Source organism: Streptomyces sp. RKAG293 (assembly GCF_023701745.1).
Classification (GTDB): Bacteria; Actinomycetota; Actinomycetes; order Streptomycetales; family Streptomycetaceae; genus Actinacidiphila.
Window position 1 is genome coordinate 6,357,303 of sequence record NZ_JAJOZB010000001.1, and the last position, 18,567, is coordinate 6,375,869.

General features: G+C 70.8%; 19 protein-coding genes. 15 read left to right on the forward strand and 4 right to left on the reverse strand.

Annotation, left to right across the window (positions count from 1 at the left end):
* Positions 1–80: 80 nt before the first annotated feature.
* The 8 genes from LNW72_RS28310 (at position 81) to mutM (ending at position 5,587) form a co-directional block, all read left to right on the forward strand.
* The gene (locus LNW72_RS28310) at positions 81–599 is read left to right on the forward strand and encodes a hypothetical protein (protein ID WP_250977936.1); all 519 of its coding nucleotides are present in this window, start codon (positions 81–83) and stop codon (positions 597–599) included.
* A 69-nt stretch (positions 600–668) separates the two neighbouring features.
* Positions 669–1,250 carry a 16S rRNA (guanine(966)-N(2))-methyltransferase RsmD gene (gene rsmD, locus LNW72_RS28315; protein WP_250980345.1) on the forward strand — a complete coding sequence of 194 codons (582 nt, stop codon included), beginning with the start codon at positions 669–671 and terminating at the stop codon, positions 1,248–1,250.
* 26 nt (positions 1,251–1,276) lie between these two features.
* Entirely contained in the window at positions 1,277–1,756 is a 480-nt protein-coding gene (gene coaD, locus LNW72_RS28320) for a pantetheine-phosphate adenylyltransferase (protein ID WP_187145035.1), read from the forward strand.
* A 56-nt stretch (positions 1,757–1,812) separates the two neighbouring features.
* The gene (locus LNW72_RS28325) at positions 1,813–2,886 is read left to right on the forward strand and encodes a cell division initiation protein (RefSeq protein WP_250977937.1); all 1,074 of its coding nucleotides are present in this window, start codon (positions 1,813–1,815) and stop codon (positions 2,884–2,886) included.
* Positions 2,887–3,087: 201 nt separating this feature from the next.
* Positions 3,088–3,708 carry a DUF177 domain-containing protein gene (locus LNW72_RS28330; protein ID WP_250977938.1) on the forward strand — a complete coding sequence of 207 codons (621 nt, stop codon included), beginning with the start codon at positions 3,088–3,090 and terminating at the stop codon, positions 3,706–3,708.
* Between the two features lie 2 nt (positions 3,709–3,710).
* Positions 3,711–3,884: a 50S ribosomal protein L32 gene (rpmF, locus tag LNW72_RS28335; RefSeq protein ID WP_138356469.1), complete on the forward strand. Its 174-nt coding sequence runs from the start codon at positions 3,711–3,713 to the stop codon at positions 3,882–3,884.
* 19 nt (positions 3,885–3,903) lie between these two features.
* Positions 3,904–4,641: a ribonuclease III gene (gene rnc / locus LNW72_RS28340; RefSeq protein WP_138356468.1), complete on the forward strand. Its 738-nt coding sequence runs from the start codon at positions 3,904–3,906 to the stop codon at positions 4,639–4,641.
* 70 nt (positions 4,642–4,711) lie between these two features.
* On the forward strand, positions 4,712–5,587 hold the full coding sequence (mutM, locus tag LNW72_RS28345; RefSeq protein ID WP_250977939.1) for a bifunctional DNA-formamidopyrimidine glycosylase/DNA-(apurinic or apyrimidinic site) lyase: 876 nt from the start codon (positions 4,712–4,714) through the stop codon (positions 5,585–5,587).
* A 40-nt stretch (positions 5,588–5,627) separates the two neighbouring features.
* On the opposite strand, the gene LNW72_RS28350 is transcribed toward mutM, so the two are convergent.
* Together LNW72_RS28350 and LNW72_RS42140 are read right to left on the reverse strand one after the other, a co-directional pair.
* Entirely contained in the window at positions 5,628–6,041 is a 414-nt protein-coding gene (locus tag LNW72_RS28350) for a helix-turn-helix domain-containing protein (RefSeq protein WP_250977940.1), read from the reverse strand.
* 86 nt (positions 6,042–6,127) lie between these two features.
* Positions 6,128–6,472, reverse strand: a complete 345-nt coding sequence (locus tag LNW72_RS42140; protein WP_374117341.1) for a CAP domain-containing protein — start codon at positions 6,470–6,472, stop codon at positions 6,128–6,130.
* Between LNW72_RS42140 and LNW72_RS42145 the strand changes: the two genes are divergently transcribed.
* The 5 genes from LNW72_RS42145 to LNW72_RS28375 all read left to right on the forward strand — a co-directional run bounded on the left by LNW72_RS42145 (position 6,453) and on the right by LNW72_RS28375 (position 13,468).
* Positions 6,453–6,749 (forward strand): hypothetical protein, encoded by a 297-nt coding sequence (locus tag LNW72_RS42145; RefSeq protein ID WP_374117342.1) that lies wholly within the window; start codon positions 6,453–6,455, stop codon positions 6,747–6,749. The two genes, LNW72_RS42140 and LNW72_RS42145, sit on opposite strands and share 20 nt — an antisense overlap.
* Before the next feature lie 387 nt (positions 6,750–7,136).
* Entirely contained in the window at positions 7,137–7,418 is a 282-nt protein-coding gene (locus tag LNW72_RS28360; protein ID WP_250977942.1) for an acylphosphatase, read from the forward strand.
* A gap of 343 nt (positions 7,419–7,761) precedes the next feature.
* Positions 7,762–7,965 (forward strand): hypothetical protein, encoded by a 204-nt coding sequence (locus tag LNW72_RS28365; protein WP_138356463.1) that lies wholly within the window; start codon positions 7,762–7,764, stop codon positions 7,963–7,965.
* 180 nt (positions 7,966–8,145) lie between these two features.
* Positions 8,146–11,835, forward strand: coding sequence for an AAA family ATPase (locus LNW72_RS28370; RefSeq protein ID WP_250977943.1), 3,690 nt, complete (start codon positions 8,146–8,148; stop codon positions 11,833–11,835).
* A gap of 214 nt (positions 11,836–12,049) precedes the next feature.
* Positions 12,050–13,468 carry a sugar porter family MFS transporter gene (locus LNW72_RS28375; RefSeq protein WP_250977944.1) on the forward strand — a complete coding sequence of 473 codons (1,419 nt, stop codon included), beginning with the start codon at positions 12,050–12,052 and terminating at the stop codon, positions 13,466–13,468.
* A 9-nt stretch (positions 13,469–13,477) separates the two neighbouring features.
* On the opposite strand, the gene LNW72_RS28380 is transcribed toward LNW72_RS28375, so the two are convergent.
* Complete coding sequence (locus LNW72_RS28380) at positions 13,478–14,461, reverse strand: LLM class flavin-dependent oxidoreductase (RefSeq protein WP_250977945.1); 984 nt, start codon at positions 14,459–14,461, stop codon at positions 13,478–13,480.
* Between the two features lie 339 nt (positions 14,462–14,800).
* On the opposite strand from LNW72_RS28380, the gene ftsY reads away from it, so the two are divergent.
* Positions 14,801–16,006, forward strand: a complete 1,206-nt coding sequence (gene ftsY, locus LNW72_RS28385; protein WP_250977946.1) for a signal recognition particle-docking protein FtsY — start codon at positions 14,801–14,803, stop codon at positions 16,004–16,006.
* A 110-nt stretch (positions 16,007–16,116) separates the two neighbouring features.
* Here the strand turns inward: ftsY and LNW72_RS28390 are convergent, their stop codons facing one another.
* The gene (locus tag LNW72_RS28390) at positions 16,117–16,800 is read right to left on the reverse strand and encodes a bifunctional DNA primase/polymerase (RefSeq protein WP_250977947.1); all 684 of its coding nucleotides are present in this window, start codon (positions 16,798–16,800) and stop codon (positions 16,117–16,119) included.
* A gap of 213 nt (positions 16,801–17,013) precedes the next feature.
* Between LNW72_RS28390 and LNW72_RS28395 the strand changes: the two genes are divergently transcribed.
* Complete coding sequence (locus LNW72_RS28395; RefSeq protein ID WP_374117343.1) at positions 17,014–18,540, forward strand: hypothetical protein; 1,527 nt, start codon at positions 17,014–17,016, stop codon at positions 18,538–18,540.
* Positions 18,541–18,567 lie beyond the last annotated feature (27 nt).

Sequence of the window (18,567 nt, forward strand, 5' to 3'; positions counted from 1 at the left end):
CCGTGCTGAGCAGGGCGATTGTCAGTGCCTCCTGAGAGAATGGACGTAGTCCAAGTCGATGGACCTTTGGGGGCAAAAGCATGTCGTTCCGTCATCTCAACGAACTGCCGCTCGGCGACAAGGTCTTCCGGATCGAGCTCGCCAGCGACGACGACACCAACGTCACTCTCAGCCTCTCCGGATGGAGTGAGGACGACCCCGACACCCTTCTCGCGTCAGGTGATCTGCGGCTGCCCATGGCGGACGTGCCGTCCCTGCGGATCGCTCTCAACCGCGCCCTGCGCGCCCTCGCGCTCGTCGCCGACGTATCGGAGCCCATCCCCGACCGTGACGTGCTCCGGGAGCTGTTCCCCGGCCACGGCGCCCCCTGGGTGCCGCAGCACGAGGAGGAGCTGCTGCGGCGGTTCCACGACAGTGAGACCGTCGCCCGGATAGCCGCCCGCTTCGGGCGGACCCCGGACTCGGTCCGCACCAAGCTGCGTGAGCTGGGGCACGACCCGCGCCGCCCGGAGTTCTGCCCGCCCGACGGCTGCCTGTCCTGGTCCCGCTACGCGTCCACCGCGCTGGTGGGGGCGGTGGAGGAGCCCGGCAGGGAGTGACTCCGTATCGTGGGGGAGCGGCCGCGCACAGCGCCGTTCCCCCACGATGTCGAGGACGTGAAGGACGAGATGACCCGCGTGATCGCCGGAGCCGCCGGTGGCCGCCGCCTGGCCGTGCCCCCGGGCAATGGGACCCGCCCCACCTCGGACCGCGCCAAGGAGGGGATGTTCTCCACCTGGGAGGCGCTGCGCGGCACGCTGAATGGTGCCAGGGTGCTGGATCTGTACGGCGGCTCGGGGGCGATCGGCCTGGAGGCGCTCTCGCGCGGCGCCGAGCACGTCCTGCTGGTCGAGTCCGACCCGGCCGCGGCCCGCACCATCCGGGAGAACGTGCAGATGATCGGGCTGCCCGGCGCCGAGGTGCGGGCCGGCCGGGCCGAGCAGGTCATCGCCGGCCCGGCGCCCGCGACCCCGTTCGACATGGCGTTCCTGGACCCGCCCTACGACATGGGCCACGACGAACTGCGGGAGATCCTGCTCACACTCCGCATTCAGGGGTGGCTGGATGACGACGCGATCGTCACCGTGGAACGGCGCACCCGTGGCGGAGTCTCCCCCTGGCCCGACGGCTTCGAGGCCGTGAGGGCCCGCCGCTACGGCGAGGCGACACTTTGGTACGGTCGCGCCGCCGAAGTTACCGCCGAGTCATGAACGGCCCGGAGAGCGAGGAGTCTCAGTTGCGTCGCGCAGTCTGTCCGGGGTCTTTCGACCCGATCACCAATGGACATCTCGACATCATCGCCCGCGCCTCCAGGCTCTACGACACCGTGTACGTCGCGGTGATGATCAACCAGTCCAAGCAGGGCCTGTTCTCGGTCGAGGAGCGCATCGCCCTCATCCAGGAAGTCACCGCGGAATTCGGGAACGTGCAGGTCGAGTCGTTCCACGGGCTGCTCGTCGACTTCTGCAAGCAACGGGACATCCCGGCCATCGTCAAGGGTCTGCGCGCGGTCAGCGACTTCGACTACGAGCTGCAGATGGCCCAGATGAACATCGGGCTGTCCGGGGTCGAGACGCTCTTCGTGCCGACCAACCCCACCTACAGCTTCCTCTCCTCCAGTCTCGTCAAGGAGGTGGCCCAATGGGGCGGCGACATCTCCCACTTGGTGCCGCCGACGATCCTGGCGGCTCTCAACGACCGGCTCGGGCAGCGCTAGAGTCTGCATGTCCCGTCCGGACCCGGCCGGGCCCCGCTGAGGAAAGACTGACGCCCGTGGACGTGCAGAAGAAGCTCGACGAGATCGTCGCGGCCATCGAAGGCGCGCGGTCCATGCCGATGTCCGCCTCGTGCGTGGTCAACCGTGCCGAGCTGCTGAGCAGGCTCGAAGAGGTGCGCTCCGCGCTCCCCGACTCGCTGTCGCAGGCCGAGGCGCTGCTGGGCGGCCGCGAGCAGATGGTCGAGGAGGCCCGGCTCGAAGCGAACCGGATCATCGAGTCGGCGCACGCCGAGCGCGGCTCGATGATCTCGGACACCCAGGTCGCCCGCCAGTCGCAGGACGAGGCGGAGCGCATCGTGGGCGAGGCCCGCCGCGAGGCGGAGGAGATCCGCGCCGAGGCCGACGACTACGTGGACAGCAAGCTCGCCAACTTCGAGGTCGTGCTCACCAAGACCATCGGCTCCGTCGACCGCGGCCGCGAGAAGCTGCTCGGCCAGGGCCCCGGCCTGGACGAGCAGGGCTACGAGGACGCGGACGCCCCCGAGCGCAGCGCCGACCCGGAGACACTGCGGCGCCGGGCCGACGACTACGTGGACACCAAGCTGGGCGCCTTCGAGGCGGTGCTCTCCAAGACCCTGGAGGCCGTCGGCCGCGGCCGGCTCAAGCTGACCGGCCACAGCGTCGCCGACGAGCTGGGCGCCCACATGGCGGCCCAGGACGCCGCGGACGCGGCGGGCGGCCACCAGACCGACGCCGAGTTCATGGCGGGCCTGGCGGCCCCGGTCCCCGCGCAGACCCAGCAGACGGACTACTCGTACGACGCGACGCCGGCCACGCCGGACTACGGGTACCAGCAGGACTACGGCCAGCAGGCCGCCTACTCGGACCCGTACGCGGCTCAGCAGCAGGGATACCCGGAGCAGGCCGGCTACGGCGGCTACCAGCAGGACTACGGGCAGCAGACCTACGCCGACCCGCAGGGCCAGTACCAGCAGCAGCCGTACGACCAGCAGCCGCAGCACCAGCCCCACCAGCCCCAGCACCAGGCCGCGGCCCTGGACGAGACCAGCCTCTTCGACACCGGCATGATCGATCTGAACCGGCTGCGGGAGCTGGAACAGGGGCGCTGAACGCGCTGGTCACGGGGGTGGTCAGAAGGCCGGGGGGTGAAAAAACGGGGCGGCGCGAAGCGCCTCGTCGCAAGGGTGGTGGCGGGCGACGGGTGGGCGAGTTGGGTCCTGCCCGGACGTCCAGTATCCTGACCTTTCCAGCCGTGTGAATCGCCGGCTCTTTGGGCTGCCCACCCTCCGGGGTGAGGGCATGTCGCACCGATGAAAGAGGAAGCCCTGAAAACCCCCCGTCTCGACCACCGCGAGCCTCTCGTGTTCGACACGCACGAGCTGGGTCGTCGTCCTGGTTCGATGCGGAAGGTCTCCCGTTCGGTGCCGGCACCCAAGGATCTCGGTATCGAGGTCATCGGGGTGCCCGAGGGCACGGCAGTACAGCTGGAGCTCCGACTGGAGTCGGTCATGGAGGGGGTACTTGTCACAGGTACCGTCCGTGCACCGCTCTCGGGAGAGTGCGTAAGGTGTCTGGAGCCGTTCGAGCGCAAGCTCGATGCGGACTTCCAAGAGATGTACTCCTACCCCGACGCCGACACCCGGACCGCCCGCAAGGACGAAGCCGGTGACGACGCGGAGGAGGAGGACGTTCTCTTCCTCGAGGACGACCTGTTCGATCTCGAACCCGCGCTGCGGGACGCGGTGGTGCTCGCACTGCCGCTGCAGCCGGTGTGCCAGGAAGACTGCCCGGGACTGTGCTCCGATTGCGGAGAGCGGCTCGCGGACGACCCGGACCACCACCATGAGGTCGCCGACATCCGGTGGGCGGCCCTGCAGGACTTCAAGAAGAGCGGTGCCGACCAGGGCGCCGACGAGAACCAGGAGAAGTAGCCGTGGCTGTTCCGAAGCGGAAGATGTCGCGCAGCAACACGCGCCACCGCCGTGCGCAGTGGAAGGCTGTTGCCGTGAGCCTGGTGGCGTGCGAGAGCTGCCACCAGCCGAAGCAGAGCCACATCGCGTGCCCGAGCTGCGGCACGTACAACCGTCGTCAGGTCCTCGAGGTCTGATCGGCGGGTGACAGGCTTCATGTCAGACGCCAAATCGCCGAAGCAGGCGCCGGCGGACACAGCCTGGCCTCACACGCTTCTGGAAGGGCGGCTCGGGTACACACTCGAGCCCGCCCTTCTGGTGCGTGCGCTGACCCATCGTTCGTTCGCGTACGAGAACGGCGGTCTGCCCACCAACGAGCGGCTGGAGTTCCTCGGGGACTCCGTGCTCGGCCTGGTGGTCACGGACACGCTGTACCGCACCCACCCCGACCTGCCCGAAGGCCAGCTGGCCAAGTTGCGGGCCGCGGTGGTCAACTCTCGTGCGCTGGCGGAAGTGAGTCGCGAACTCGACCTGGGCGGATTCATCCGGCTGGGACGAGGCGAGGAAGGCACCGGCGGCCGGGACAAGGCATCGATCCTCGCGGACACCCTCGAGGCGGTCATCGGCGCGGTCTATCTGGACCAGGGTCTGGATGCCGCGTCCGAGTTCGTGCACCGCCTCTTCGATCCGCTGATCGAGAAGTCGTCCAACCTCGGGGCAGGCCTGGACTGGAAGACCAGTCTCCAGGAGCTGACCGCGAGCGAGGGCCTCGGTGTTCCCGAATACGTGGTCACCGAGTCGGGTCCCGACCATGAGAAGACCTTCACGGCTGCCGCCCGCGTCGGTGGTGTCGAGTACGGCGCCGGCACCGGCCGCAGCAAGAAGGAAGCAGAACAGCAGGCGGCCGAGGCCGCCTGGCGTGCGATCCGCGAATCCGCCTCAGCGGCGAGCTGATCGCACACACGTCAGAACGAGCCCACCGACGATCAGTCGGTGGGCTCGACGCGTACCCGGAGGAGGGGCGTTGCCCGAGCTGCCTGAGGTCGAAGTGGTCCGCATCGGGCTGGAGCGCTGGGTCACCGGGCGCACCGTCGCGGATGCGGAGGTGCTGCACCCGCGCGCCGTCCGCCGGCACCTGGCGGGCGCCGGTGACTTCACGGACCGGCTCGCCGGCGCCCTGATCGGCCCCGCCCGCCGCCGGGGCAAGTACCTGTGGCTGCCGCTGGACGGGACGACCGCGCTGCTCGGGCACCTCGGGATGAGCGGCCAGCTGCTGATCCAGCCGCACGCGGCACCGGACGAGACCCATCTGCGGGTCCGGATCCGGTTCGACGACGAGCTCGGCACCGAGCTGCGCTTCGTCGACCAGCGCACCTTCGGCGGTCTGTCGCTGCACGACGTCGTGCCGGGCAGTCCGCTGGCGCTGCCCGTACCGCTCGCCCACATCGCGCCGGACCCGCTGGAGGACGTCTTCGACGAGGAGGCGTTCCATACCGCGCTGCGCCGCCGCCGGACCACGATCAAGCGCGCCCTGCTCGACCAGTCGCTGATCAGCGGGGTCGGCAACATCTACGCAGACGAGGCGCTGTGGCGCTCCCGGCTGCACTACGAGCGGCCCACCGCGACGATGACCCGGCCCAGGACGGCCGAGCTGGTGACGCACATCCGCGAGGTGATGAGCGACGCGCTGGCGGCCGGCGGCACGAGCTTCGACAGCCTGTACGTCAACGTGAACGGTGAATCCGGGTACTTCGACCGGTCGCTGGACGCGTACGGGCGGGAGGACGAGCCCTGCCGCCGCTGTGGCACCGCGATCCGCCGCCGCCCGTGGATGAACCGGTCCAGCTACTTCTGCCCGCGCTGCCAGCGCCCGCCGGTTCCCGGCCGCGATCCCCGGTAGCGGTCAGGGCTCACGTCTCACGGCCTACGGCACAGGGGGCTCACACGCTCGCCGTGCGGGCGGCGTGCGCCGCGTCGTAGGTCTCCCGGGCGGCCAGCACCTCGGGCATCCGGCCCTCGACCAGCTGGATCAGGTCGAGCAGCCGGCGGGTGGTCTCCCGGCCCAGCTCGGTGAGCCGGTACTCGACGCGCGGCGGATTGGTCGTCTGCGCCTCGCGGTGCACCAGCCCGTCCCGTTCCAGGGCGTGCAGCGTCTGGGAGAGCATCTTCTCGCTCACGCCGTCGATCCGGCGGCGCAGCTCGTTGAAGCGCACGGTGTCCTCGCCGAGCGCGCCGAGCGTCAGGCTGCCCCAGCGGCCGGTGACGTGCTCCAGCGTGCCGCGGGAAGGGCAGTCCCGTGCGAAGACGCTGAACGGGAGCCCGTCGCCCTGGGTGTCGCTCCTGGAGGTGTCCATGGCATGAGCGTACTCCTGGGTTGCGCTGACCCAGGGCTTGCGCTTTCGAACAGTTAGCTCTCTCGCCCGCTCTGCCGCCCGCTCTCCTAGAAGCCGAAGTCCTGGGTCCACCAGGGGCCGCCCGGCGCGTAGTGGACGCCGATGCCGAGGGTCTTGTAGTCGCAGTTCAGGATGTTGGCGCGGTGTCCCGCGCTGTTCATCCAGGCGGTCATCACGGCGTCCGCGTCGGCCTGGCCGCGGGCGATGTTCTCCCCGCCGAGGTTGGTGACGCCGGCCGACTTGGCCCGGTCCCAGGGGGTGTCGCCGTCCGGGTCCGTGTGGTCGAAGAAGTCCCGGATCGCCATGTCCTCGCTGAAGGCCTGGGCGAGCTTGGCCAGCGACGGGTCGGCGGTCACGGGGGAGCAGCCGACCTTGGCACGTTCGGCGTTCACCAGCTTCAGCACCGCGGCCTGGGCGGTGACGGCGGTTCCGTCCTGGGTCGGCGTGGGCTTCGGCGTCGGGGTCGCGGTGGGGGACGGCGTCGCGGACGGGGTGGTGGGCCGCGGCGTGACCGGCGTCCTGGTGGGCGTGACCTTCGGGGCCGGGGTGGTGCTGGGTGCGGCGGCCGAGGTCGGCGGCGTCGTCGGCGTCGTCGACGGGGTGCCGCCGCGCGTCGTGGACGGGCTGCTCGGCACGCTCGTGCGGCCGGTGGTGCTCGGGGACGGGTAGCCGGTCTCCGGCAGTGACGGGCCGGACGAGCCGTCCGGCTGGGTGCGCGTCCCGCCGGGGCTGCCCTGGGCGGTGATGCCCCCCGGTCCCCCGTTCAGCGACGACAACAGCCCGGACGACATCGCGACGGCGCCCACGGCCAGAGCTGCGGACGACGCCAGCAGCCCGGTGCGAACGGCGCTGTGGCGTCGCCGGGGGCCCCGGTGGCCCCGACGGCTCCGGGTCGGCGCGACGGCCTCGGTGACATTGCGACTGTGGCGGCCCATTAATGCTGTCCTCACGGTCTCGGATTAACCCGAACGGGTGAGTCCTGTTGCGGGCCGACTGTAGCGAATGACGCACGGGACCGGAGTGAAGCCTGTGCAACTGACGGGATAGCGTGCACACATGAACGAAAATGTCCGGCTTACGGCCTGGGTGCGCGGGCGCGTCCAGGGCGTCGGCTTCCGCTGGTGGACCCGGGCCAACGCGATGCGGATCGGCGGTCTGGACGGTTACGCCGGCAACCTCGCCGACGGCCGGGTGCAGGTGGTGGCCGAGGGGGACCGGGCGCAGTGCGAACAACTGCTCGACTGGCTGGCCACCGGGGACACGCCCGGCCGGGTCGACGGAGTCACCGAGATCTGGGGCCGGTCGCGCGGCGGCTACGACGGGTTCGAGATCCGCTGAGCGTCACGCCCCGCGTACATGCGGTAGGCAATCGCCTACGGCAAGGCTGCCCGGGACAGTTGCCATATCCGGAGTGTCGTGCAAGGCTGCCGACATCGAGGATGATCTCGACGCCCCACGGGCAGCCGCCGGCGCTCTTTCGCCGTGTTTTCTGAGGCTGGCCCGATGGCTGGGCTGTGATCGTGTTGACCGTCCAACTATTTGGTGAGACGCTGGAAGCCCCGCGCATCGTAGCCGTAATGCAATCAAAGCGGCGGCTTCAGCGCACCGCGCGGGTGCACATACCCCTCACCCACGACCCTACCGCTCCCGGTCGGTCACTCAGCGTGGAGGACCATCAATCATGGCAAAGGCGCTTCTCGGTTACGTCGGCGGCCCCGACCCGCGACTCCTCGCCGAGATGCGAAGGCTTCAGCAGCGCGTTCAGGATCTGGAGTCCGAGCTTGTTCGGATGCAGACGGAGAACGACGCACTGACTGTGGCGTCGCACGAAGAGTCGCTGCTCAGCAGCATCGATGTATCTCGCGCGGAGCCCGTACCCGCCTGATCCGGACGCATCACCGGACGGGTGCCACGGCACCGCTAGAGTTTTTTGCAAGGGACGCCTCGGCGTCCCTTCGTCGTTCCGTCTTCACCCGCAGGCCCCCCGACGATCACTGTTGTCATCGTCTGATGTGCCCTGCACCTTCCCCGGCGAAACCGAACACGGAAGGTAGAGTCCGACGGCGTGCATCTCAAGAGCCTCACGCTGCGCGGATTCAAATCCTTCGCCTCCGCCACGACGCTGCGCTTCGAGCCCGGCATCACGTGCGTCGTAGGCCCCAACGGGTCCGGTAAGTCCAATGTGGTGGACGCGCTCTCCTGGGTCATGGGGGAGCAGGGGGCCAAGTCGCTGCGCGGCGGCAAGATGGAGGACGTCATCTTCGCCGGCACCACGGGGCGCCCGCCGCTGGGCCGCGCCGAGGTGTCGCTGACGATCGACAACTCCGACGGTGTGCTGCCCATCGAGTACGCCGAGGTCACCATCACGCGGATCATGTTCCGCAACGGCGGCAGCGAGTACCAGATCAACGGCGACACCTGCCGGCTGCTCGACATCCAGGAGTTGCTCTCCGACTCCGGCATCGGCCGCGAGATGCACGTCATCGTCGGCCAGGGCCAGCTCGACTCCGTACTCCACGCCGACCCGATGGGCCGCCGCGCCTTCATCGAGGAGGCGGCCGGTGTGCTCAAGCACCGCAAGCGCAAGGAGAAGGCGCTGCGGAAGCTGGACGCGATGCAGGCCAATCTCGCGCGCGTCCAGGACCTGACGAACGAACTGCGGCGGCAGCTCAAGCCGCTGGGACGGCAGGCACAGGTCGCCCGGCGGGCCGCCGTCATCCAGGCCGACCTGCGCGACGCCCGGCTGCGGCTGCTCGCCGACGATCTGGTCACGCTGCGCGAAGCGCTGAGCGCCGAGGTCGCCGACGAGGCGTCGCTCAAGGAGCGGCGGGATGCCGTGGAACGGGACCTGGCCGCCGCGCTGCGGCGCGAGACCGCGCTCGAGGAGCAGGTCAGGGCGCTCGCGCCGCGGCTGGCCGACGCACAGGCCACCTGGTACGGCCTCTCCCAGCTCGCCGAGCGGGTGCGCGGCACGATCGGGCTCGCCGAACAGCGGGTGCGGCACGCCACCGGCCAGCCCGCCGAGGAGCGGCGCGGCCGGGAGCCGGAGGACATGGAACGTGAGGCGGCCCGGATCCGTGAGCAAGAGGCGGAACTGACGGAGGCTCTCGACGCGGCGCGGCGGGCACTGGACGACACCGTCGGCCACCGTGCCGCCCTGGAGCAGGAGCTCGCGGCCGAGGAGCAGCGGCTGCGGACCGTGGCGCGGGCCATCGCGGACCGCCGGGAGGGGCTGGCGCGGCTGCAGGGCCAGGTCAACGCGGCGCGCGGCCGGGCCGGTTCCGCCGAGGCGGAGATCGGCCGGCTCGCCACGGCCCGCGACGAGGCACGGGACCGCGCCGAATCCGCGCAGGAGGAGTACGAGGAGCTCAAGGAACGGGTGGACGGCCTGGAGGCGGACGACTCCGAACTGGAGGAGCGCCTGGCGGCCGCGACAGCGGAACAGGCGGCGGCCGAGGAGGCGTTCTCGGCCGTCCGCGACGCCGCCACCGCGGCCGAGCGCGAGCGCGCCGCCCTCACCGCCCGGCGCGACGCGCTGGCGCTCGGCCTGCGCCGCAAGGACGGCACCGGCGCGCTGCTCGCCGCGGGCGACCGGCTCACCGGGCTGCTCGGCCCCGCCGCCGAACTGCTCACCGTGGCGCCCGGCTTCGAGATCCCCGTCGCCGCCGCCCTCGGTGCGGCGGCCGACGCCATCGCCGTATCGGGCCCCGCGGCGGCCGCCGACGCGCTGCGGCTGCTGCGCAAGGACGACGCCGGCCGTGCGGCCCTGCTGCTGGCGGACGGAACGTCGTCCGGGGTGTGGTCCGGCGGTCCCGGCGGCACTCCCGCCCACCAGCCGGCCACCGGCCCCCAGTCGGCGACGCTGCCGCAGGCCGCCGTGGCCGCCGCCTCCGTGCCGCACGCGCGCGCCGAAACCGCCCCGCTGCCCGCGGGGGCGAGGCAGGCGGCCGGCCTGGTCGGCGGGCCCGAGGATCTGCTCCCCGCCGTCCGCCGTCTGCTGCGCGACACGGTCGTCGTGGAGAGCCTCGACGACGCGGAGGCCCTCGTGGCCGCGCACCCGGAACTCACCGCCGTCACCGCCGAGGGCGATGTGCTCGCCGCGCACTTCGCGCACGGCGGGTCGGCGGGCGTGCCGAGCCTGCTGGAGGTGCGGGCCGCCGTGGACGAGGCGGCCCGTGAGCTGGAGCGGCTGGCGGCGCTGTGCGAGTCGCTGGCGGAGGAGCAGCGGGACACGAAGGAGCGGCGCTCGGCGTGCGCACGGACCGTGGACTCGCTGGCGCAGGCGCGGCGGGCGGCGGAGAAGGAGAAGTCGTCGGTCGCCCAGCAGCTGGGGCGGCTGGCCGGCCAGGCGCGCGCCGCCGGGGGAGAGGCCGAGCGCAGCGCCGCCGCCGTGGGGCGGGCCGAGGAGTCGCTGGCCGCGGCGATGGAGGAGTTCGAAGAGCTGTCGGTACGGCTGGGGGAGGCCGTGGAGGCACCCGGCGAGGAGGAGCCGGACACCTCCGTACGGGACCGGCTGTCCGCCGACGGGGCCAATGCGCGGCAGACCGAGATGGAGGCGCGGCTTCAGCTGCGGACCCACGAGGAGCGGGTGAAGGGGCTGGCCGGGCGGGCGGACGGACTGGACCGCGCGGCCCGTATCGAGCGGGAGACCCGGGCCCGCGCCGAGCAGCGCCGGGCCCGGCTGGAGTACGAGGCCCGGGTGGCCGCCGCGGTGCTGGCCGGTGCGCGCGCCCTGCTGGAGTACGTGACGGTGTCCCTCGGCCGCGCGGACGAGGAGCGCGGGGCGGCCGAGCGGGCCCGCTCGGAGCGCGAGGCGCAGCTGGGGGAGGAGCGCCGGCAGGGCCGGGAGCTCAAGGCGGAACTGGACAAGCTGACCGACTTCGTCCACAAGGGCGAGGTGCTGGGCGCCGAGAAGCGGCTGCGCATCGAGCAGTTGGAGACCAGGTCGCTGGAGGAGCACGGCATCGAGCCGTCCGGGCTGGTCGACGAGTACGGCCCGCACCATCCGGTGCCGCCGTCGCTGCCCGCCGAGGGCGAGGAGCTGCCCGAGGATCCGGAGCACCCCCGCAACCGGCCGAAGCCGTTCGTGCGCGCGGAGCAGGAGAAGCGGCTGAAGTCCGCGGAGAAGGCGTACCAGCAGCTGGGGAAGGTCAACCCGCTGGCGCTGGAGGAGTTCTCCGCGCTGGAGGAGCGCCACAAGTTCCTGACCGAGCAGCTGGAGGACCTGAAGAAGACCCGGCTGGATCTGCTGCAGGTCGTCAAGGAGGTCGACGAGCGCGTCGAGCAGGTCTTCTCGGCGGCGTACCACGACACGGCGCGTGAGTTCGAGGGAGTGTTCTCCCGGCTCTTCCCCGGCGGTGAGGGCCGGCTGATGCTGACGGATCCGGACAACATGCTCACCACAGGTGTGGAGGTTGAAGCGCGGCCGCCCGGGAAGAAGGTCAAGCGGTTGTCGCTGCTGTCGGGTGGTGAGCGCTCGCTGACCGCGGTGGCGCTGCTGGTGTCGATCTTCAAGGCCCGGCCGAGTCCGTTCTATGTGATGGACGAGGTCGAGGCGGCGTTGGACGACACCAATCTGCAGCGGCTGATCGGGCTCATGGAGGAGCTTCAGGAGAGTTCACAGCTTGTCGTCATCACGCACCAGAAGCGGACGATGGAGGTCGCCGATGCCCTGTACGGCGTATCGATGCAGGGCGATGGGGTCTCCAAAGTGATCAGCCAGCGGCTGCGTGAGGGCAAGCGCAAGACTGCCTGAGCCCGTATGCATTCAATTGGTGAACTCAAGCGGGTGAGCGCTGTGCCCATCCATATCGGATAAGCCAATGGACCCCCTGTTGACTTCGAAACTTGAAGGCATAGTCTCTGCAACGTCACTTTTACCTTCGAGTGGTGGCCGCCCAGGGGGCGGCTGACACTGGAGGATCCAGCCCCTCATGTGAGGGCTCACCGCCGAGCCCCAGGAGTCCACGTTGACCAGTACCGAACCTGTGGCCGGTCGGGAAGGCCGTCTGGCCCATCCGGATCACCTCGGCCATGTCATCTTCATCACCGCGGCGGCCGCCATGGGCGGCTTCCTGTTCGGCTACGACAGTGCCGTGATCAACGGCGCGGTCGAGGGCATCCGCGGCAAGTACGACATCGGCTCCGGCACCCTCGCCCAGGTCATCGCCATCGCCCTGATCGGCTGCGCCATCGGCGCCGCCACCGCCGGCCGGATCGCCGACCGCATCGGCCGCATCCGCGTCATGCAGATCGCGGCCACCCTCTTCACGGTCAGCGCCGTGGGCTCCGCGCTGCCGTTCGCCCTCTGGGACCTCGCCATGTGGCGGGTGCTCGGCGGTATCGCCATCGGTATGGCCTCGGTGATCGGCCCGGCGTACATCGCCGAGGTCTCCCCGCCCGCCTACCGCGGCCGGCTCGGCTCCTTCCAGCAGGCCGCCATCGTCATCGGCATCGCCATCTCGCAGCTCGTCAACTGGGGCCTGCTGAACGCGGCCGGCGGTGACCAGCGCGGAAAGCTGATGGGCCTGGAGGTCTGGCAGGTCATGCTCGGCGTGATGGTCGTCCCGGCCGTCCTCTACGGGCTGCTCTCCTTCGCGATCCCCGAGTCGCCGCGCTTCCTGATCTCCGCGGGCAGGACCGCCCACGCCAAGAAGGTGCTCGAAGAAGTCGAGGGCAAGCACATCGACCTCGACGCACGGGTGGCCGAGATCGAACACGCCATGCGCAGTGAGCACAAGTCGACCTTCCGGGACCTGCTCGGCAGCCGGATGGGCTTCCTGCCGATCGTCTGGGTCGGCATCGGCCTCTCGGTCTTCCAGCAGCTCGTCGGCATCAACGTGGCGTTCTACTACTCGTCCACGCTGTGGCAGTCGGTGGGCATCGACCCGAGCAGCTCCTTCCTGTACTCGTTCACCACCTCGATCGTGAACATCATCGGCACCGTGATCGCGATGCTCCTGGTCGACCGGATCGGCCGCAGGCCGCTCGCGCTGATCGGTTCCGCGGGTATGGCCGTCTCCCTGGCGCTGGAGGCCTGGGCCTTTTCCGCCAAGACCGCCGAGGGGACGCTCCCGAACACCGAGGGCACCGTGGCGCTCATCGCCGCCCACGTCTTCGTGCTCTTCTTCGCCCTCTCGTGGGGTGTCGTGGTCTGGGTCTTCCTCGGCGAGATGTTCCCGAACCGGATCCGCGCGGCGGCGCTCGGCGTCGCGGCCTCCGCGCAGTGGATCGCCAACTGGGCGATCACCGCGAGTTTCCCGAGCCTGGCGGACTGGAACCTGTCCGGGACGTACGTCATCTACGCCTGCTTCGCGCTGCTCTCGATCCCCTTCGTGCTCATCTTCGTGAAGGAGACCAAGGGCAAGACGCTGGAGGAGATGGGCTAGCTCGCGTCCTCACTTCAAACGCGGCAGCACCTGCTCCGCTAGCAGATGCAGACTGCGCCAGCCCTCGTCGACCGGCATGCCCCCGCACAGGGGGTGCAGGACCAGGCTCGCCTGGTCCCCGCCGGCCTCGGCGAGGGCGACGCATTCGTCGGGCGTGACGATCCGGTAGACCCCCTCGCGGCGCAGCTCCTCGACACCGGTGGCGGCCGAGCGCACGGCGGAGCGGATGTCCGCCGACTGCCAGGAGGCGTACATCCGCGCCTCGTGCAGCAGGTGCTCGCCGTACTGCGCCCAGGCGCGGTCGGGGTCCTCGGCGATGTGCAGCAGCGGGACCTTCGCCGGCGGCATCATGCACCAGCCCTCGGTGCCGTACTCGGCGAGCCGCTCCTGGTAGTACGCCTCCAGCTCCGGCAGGTACGCGCTGGGGAAGAGCGGCAGACCGAGCCGGGCGGCGCGACGGGCGGCCGCCTTCGAGCTGCCGCCGACCAGCAGCAGCGGATGCGGCTGGGTGAACGGTCGCGGGGTGACCTGTACGGTCCTGCCGCGGTAGGCGAAGGGCTCGCCGGTCCACGCGGTGAGAAGAGTCTCCAGCACCTCGTCCTGGAGCTTGCCGCGGTGCGTCCAGTCCCGGCCGTGCGCGTCGTACTCCGCCTGCCGGTAGCCGATCCCCGCCACGGTGACGAGCCGGCCGCCGCTGAGCAGGTCCAGTACGGCGATGTCCTCGGCCAGCCGCAGCGGATCGTAGAGCGGCCCGATCAGGGCGGAGACGGTGACCGCGATCCGCCGGGTGGCACCGAAGACCGCGCCCGCGAAGGTGAGCGGCGAGGGCAGCCACCCGTTGGCCGCGCCGTGGTGCTCCTCGGTCTGGACGGTTCCTACGCCGCGGTCGTCCGCGTAGGCGGCCATCTCCAGGGCCGCCTTGTAGCGGGCACTCAGTGACGCCGGCTCGGCGGCGGGATCGACGAGGTTGAAACGGATGACCGTGACGGGCATGGCGGACGCTTCCCTTCGCCGGTGATGGACCACGCGGACGCTAACTGACATGGCGTCAGATATCCAGAGTTCTGCACGCGGGCTACCGGGCCGGCCACGAACGGGTTCGGACGCAAGGGGCCGGGATCGCAGGCGCGGGGGTCCGAAATGCTGCCGATCCATTTGTGGGCCGCCAGGCCCTGAATAGTCGATTTCGGACCCCCGCGCCGGAGAGCCCGGCCCCGACCCCGCACCGGCCGGCAGGGACCGGCACCGGCCCGCCCCGGCCGGCACCACGTACCGGCCCGGAGGGCCACGTTGTCGCGGCCACCCGCGCACGTGACCGATACTGGGGAAGATATGGAAACCGTCATCCTTGCTGTAGTCATCGCCCTGGTCGCGGTCGTCGCCGCCGGCGGACTGGTGGTCGGCAGCCGCCGCAAGAAGCAGCTGCCGCCCGCGCCGCCGAGCACGCCGACCATCACCGCGCCGCCCGCCGAGCCACGCGTCGGGGACGAAGCGGAGGTCCCCCGGGACGAGCCGCGCCGGACGATCGAAGAGGTCGTCCTCCCCGAGACGCCTGGCGCGCCGGTCGCCGTGGAGGAGCTGCCGGTACCCGCGGCTCCCGAACTCGAACAGCCGGAACCCAGCGCCGGCCGCCTGGTGCGGCTGCGCTCCCGGCTGTCCCGCTCGCAGAACACGCTCGGTAAGGGGCTGCTCGCGCTGCTCTCCCGCGAGCACCTCGACGAGGACACCTGGGAGGAGATCGAGGACATCCTCATCACCGCCGATGTGGGTGTCGCTCCGACCCAGGAGCTGGTGGACCGGCTGCGCACCCGGGTGAAGGTGCTCGGCACCCGCACCCCCGCCGATCTGCGCGCCCTGCTCCGCGAGGAGCTGCTGACCCTGGTCGACCCCTCGCTGGACCGCGAGCTGAAGACCGAGAGCCACGAGACGACCCCGGCCGTCGTGCTGGTCGTCGGTGTCAACGGCACCGGCAAGACCACGACCACCGGCAAGCTCGCCCGCGTCCTGGTGGCCGACGGCCGCAGTGTGGTGCTCGGCGCGGCGGACACCTTCCGTGCCGCCGCCGCCGACCAGCTGCAGACCTGGGGCGAGCGGGTGGGCGCCCGTACGGTGCGCGGTCCCGAGGGCGGCGACCCGGCGTCGATCGCCTTCGACGCCGTGAAGGAAGGTATCGCCGAGGGCGCGGACACCGTCCTGATCGACACCGCGGGCCGGCTGCACACCAAGACCGGTCTGATGGACGAGCTGGGCAAGGTCAAGCGGGTCATCGAGAAGCACGGCCCGGTCGACGAGGTGCTGCTGGTGCTCGACGCGACCACCGGGCAGAACGGGCTGGTCCAGGCCCGGGTCTTCGCCGAGGTCGTCGACATCACCGGCATCGTGCTGACCAAGCTGGACGGCACCGCCAAGGGCGGCATCGTGATCGCGGTCCAGCGCGAGCTGGGCGTTCCGGTGAAGCTGATCGGGCTGGGCGAGGGCCCGGACGATCTGGCGCCCTTCGAGCCGGAGGCGTTCGTCGACGCCCTGATCGGCGACTGACCCGCACTGACGCGAACGGTTGTATACGTAAGGGGCGCCCTTCCCTGGAGGGCGCCCCTTACGCACCTCCCCGGGTGATGGCTTTTCTCCGTGCCGGGTGCGGTGCGGGCTCAGGTCCGTACGAGCCAGGGGCCGGGCGTGCGGTCGCGGTGGCAGACGTACGCCAGGGTGCCGAGCAGTAACCGCGCCTCGGGCGGCTGATGCACCGAGTCGAGCAGCGGTGACCTCAGCCAGCGCACCGGGCCGAGCCCGCCCAGGTCGGACGGCGGGGCGGTGACGTGGTCGCCGAGCCCCAGGCAGCGCAGGTCGAGGTCGGCGTCGTCCCAGCCCATCCGGTAGAGCAGGTGCGGGAGTTCGGCCGCGGCGCCCGGCGCGACGAAGAACTGCGCGCGGCCGGTGGGGGTGACGAGCACCGGGCCGAGCCGCAGCCCCATCCGCTCCAGCCGCACCAGGGCGCGCCGTCCGGACTGCTCCGCCACGTCGATGACGTCGAACGTCCGGCCCGCCGGCAGCAGTACGGCCGCGCCCGGCACCTGGGCCCATGCCTCGGCGGCCTGCTCCAGGGTCGCGCCGGCCGGGATCTCGTCGGCGAACACCAGGGGATGCGCCCCCGGTTCCTTGCAGCCGGGGTCACCGCACGAGCAGGCTCCACCGCCCCGGACGGCGCGCGCTCCCGGCGTGACCGCCCATCCGCACAACCCCGTGTACTCCGCCACCGTGGTGCACGCCGTGGCGCGTTCCCGGCGGCGCGAGCCGGCCCGGATATCCCGAATGCCGCCGATCGTGAAACCCATGACACCCCCAACGGATCGCAGTCGCCGATGGTTACGCCCCTGCCTGACCGGGGTGTGTCAAGTGAATCGTGTACAGCCGCAGACGAGTTCATTCGAAGGGGTGGCGAATGGTGGCGTTTCCGCTGTGGCACTCGCCGGATGGGTGATCGTAGGATTACTTTCGGTTCGTGAGCGCCAGACATGTGTCCCTTCCGGGTATGCCGGAGGCAAGGCATGAGGTCCTGGACTCAGCGGGCCTTGGCCGTAAGGGCGTTGGGCGACTCGGATGGGGGCCTACCGGTGGGCGGCACACAGGACAAGCAGCCCAACGCGCAGTTGAACTCGTGGTTCGTGCGCAGCGGCTGGTCGAAGGGCGAGTTGGCCCGTCAGGTCAACCGCAGGGCGCGTCAGATGGGCGCCCACCACATCAGCACCGACACCTCCCGGGTGCGGCGCTGGCTCGACGGCGAGCAGCCGCGTGAGCCGATCCCGCGCATCATGTCCGAGCTGTTCTCCGAGCGGTTCGGCTGCGTGGTCCCGGTCGAGGACCTGGGGCTGCGGTCAGCGCACCAGTCACCGTCGGAATCGGGCGTGGACCTGCCCTGGGCGGGCCCCCAGACGGTCCAGCTGATCAACGAGTTCTCCCGCAGCGACCTGATGCTCGGCCGCCGCGGCTTCCTCGGAGCCTCGTTGGCCCTCTCGGCGGGACCCGCCCTCGTCGAGCCGATGCAGCGGTGGCTGGTGCCCCCCTCGCTCGGCGGCTTCCCGACGCCGGCCGCCAGTGTGCCCCGGGACACCGGCAACCGGCCGAACCGGCTGTCCGAGCCGGAGCTGCAGCTGCTGGAGACCACCACGGTGATGTTCCGCACCTGGGACAGCCAGTGCGGTGGCGGCCTGCGCCGCAAGGCGGTCGTCGGCCAGCTGCACGAGGTGACCGACCTGCTCCAGGAGTCGCACCCGGAAGCGGTCGCCAAGCGGCTCTACCGGGTCACCGGCGACCTCGCGGCGCTGGCCGGCTGGATGAGCTACGACGTCGGTCTGCAGCCCACCGCGCAGAAGTACTTCGTGCTCGCGCTGCACGCCGCCAAGGAGGCCGCCGACCGGCCGCTGGGCGCGTTCATCCTCTCCAGCATGAGCCGCCAGATGATCCACCTGAACCGGCCGGACGACGCGCTGGAGCTCATCCACCTCGCCCAGTACGGCAGCCGGGACTCGGCCACCGCCACCACCCAGGCGATGCTGCACGCCGTCGAGGCGCGCGCCTACGCCAACATGGGCCAGGTCAGCAAGTGCCACCGGGCCGTGCGGATGGCCGAGGACTCCTTCACCGACGCCCGCAAGGGCGAGGACCCGGACTGGATCAGCTTCTTCAACGAGGCCGAGCTGAACGCGGAGAACGCCCACTCCTACCGTGACCTCGCCTATGTCGCCGGCCGCAGCTCCACCTACGCCTCGCTCGCCCACCCCGTGATGGAGCGGGCCGTCGAGCTGTTCGGCCAGGACTCCGTCCACCAGCGGGCGTACGCCCTCAACCTCATCGGCATGGCCACCGTCCACCTCCTGGAGCGGAACCCGGAACAGGCCGCCGACATGACGCACAAGGCCATCTCCGTGGCCAGAAAAGTGCGCTCCGAGCGGGTGAACACCCGGATCCGCAAGACCGCCGACACCGCGATGCGCGACTTCGGGGACATCGCGGAGGTCATCGACCTCTCCGAGCGGCTGGCGGTCGAGCTCCCGGAAGTGGCCGAAACCGCCTGACCGGCGGATCCCTCCAGAACCCCGGCC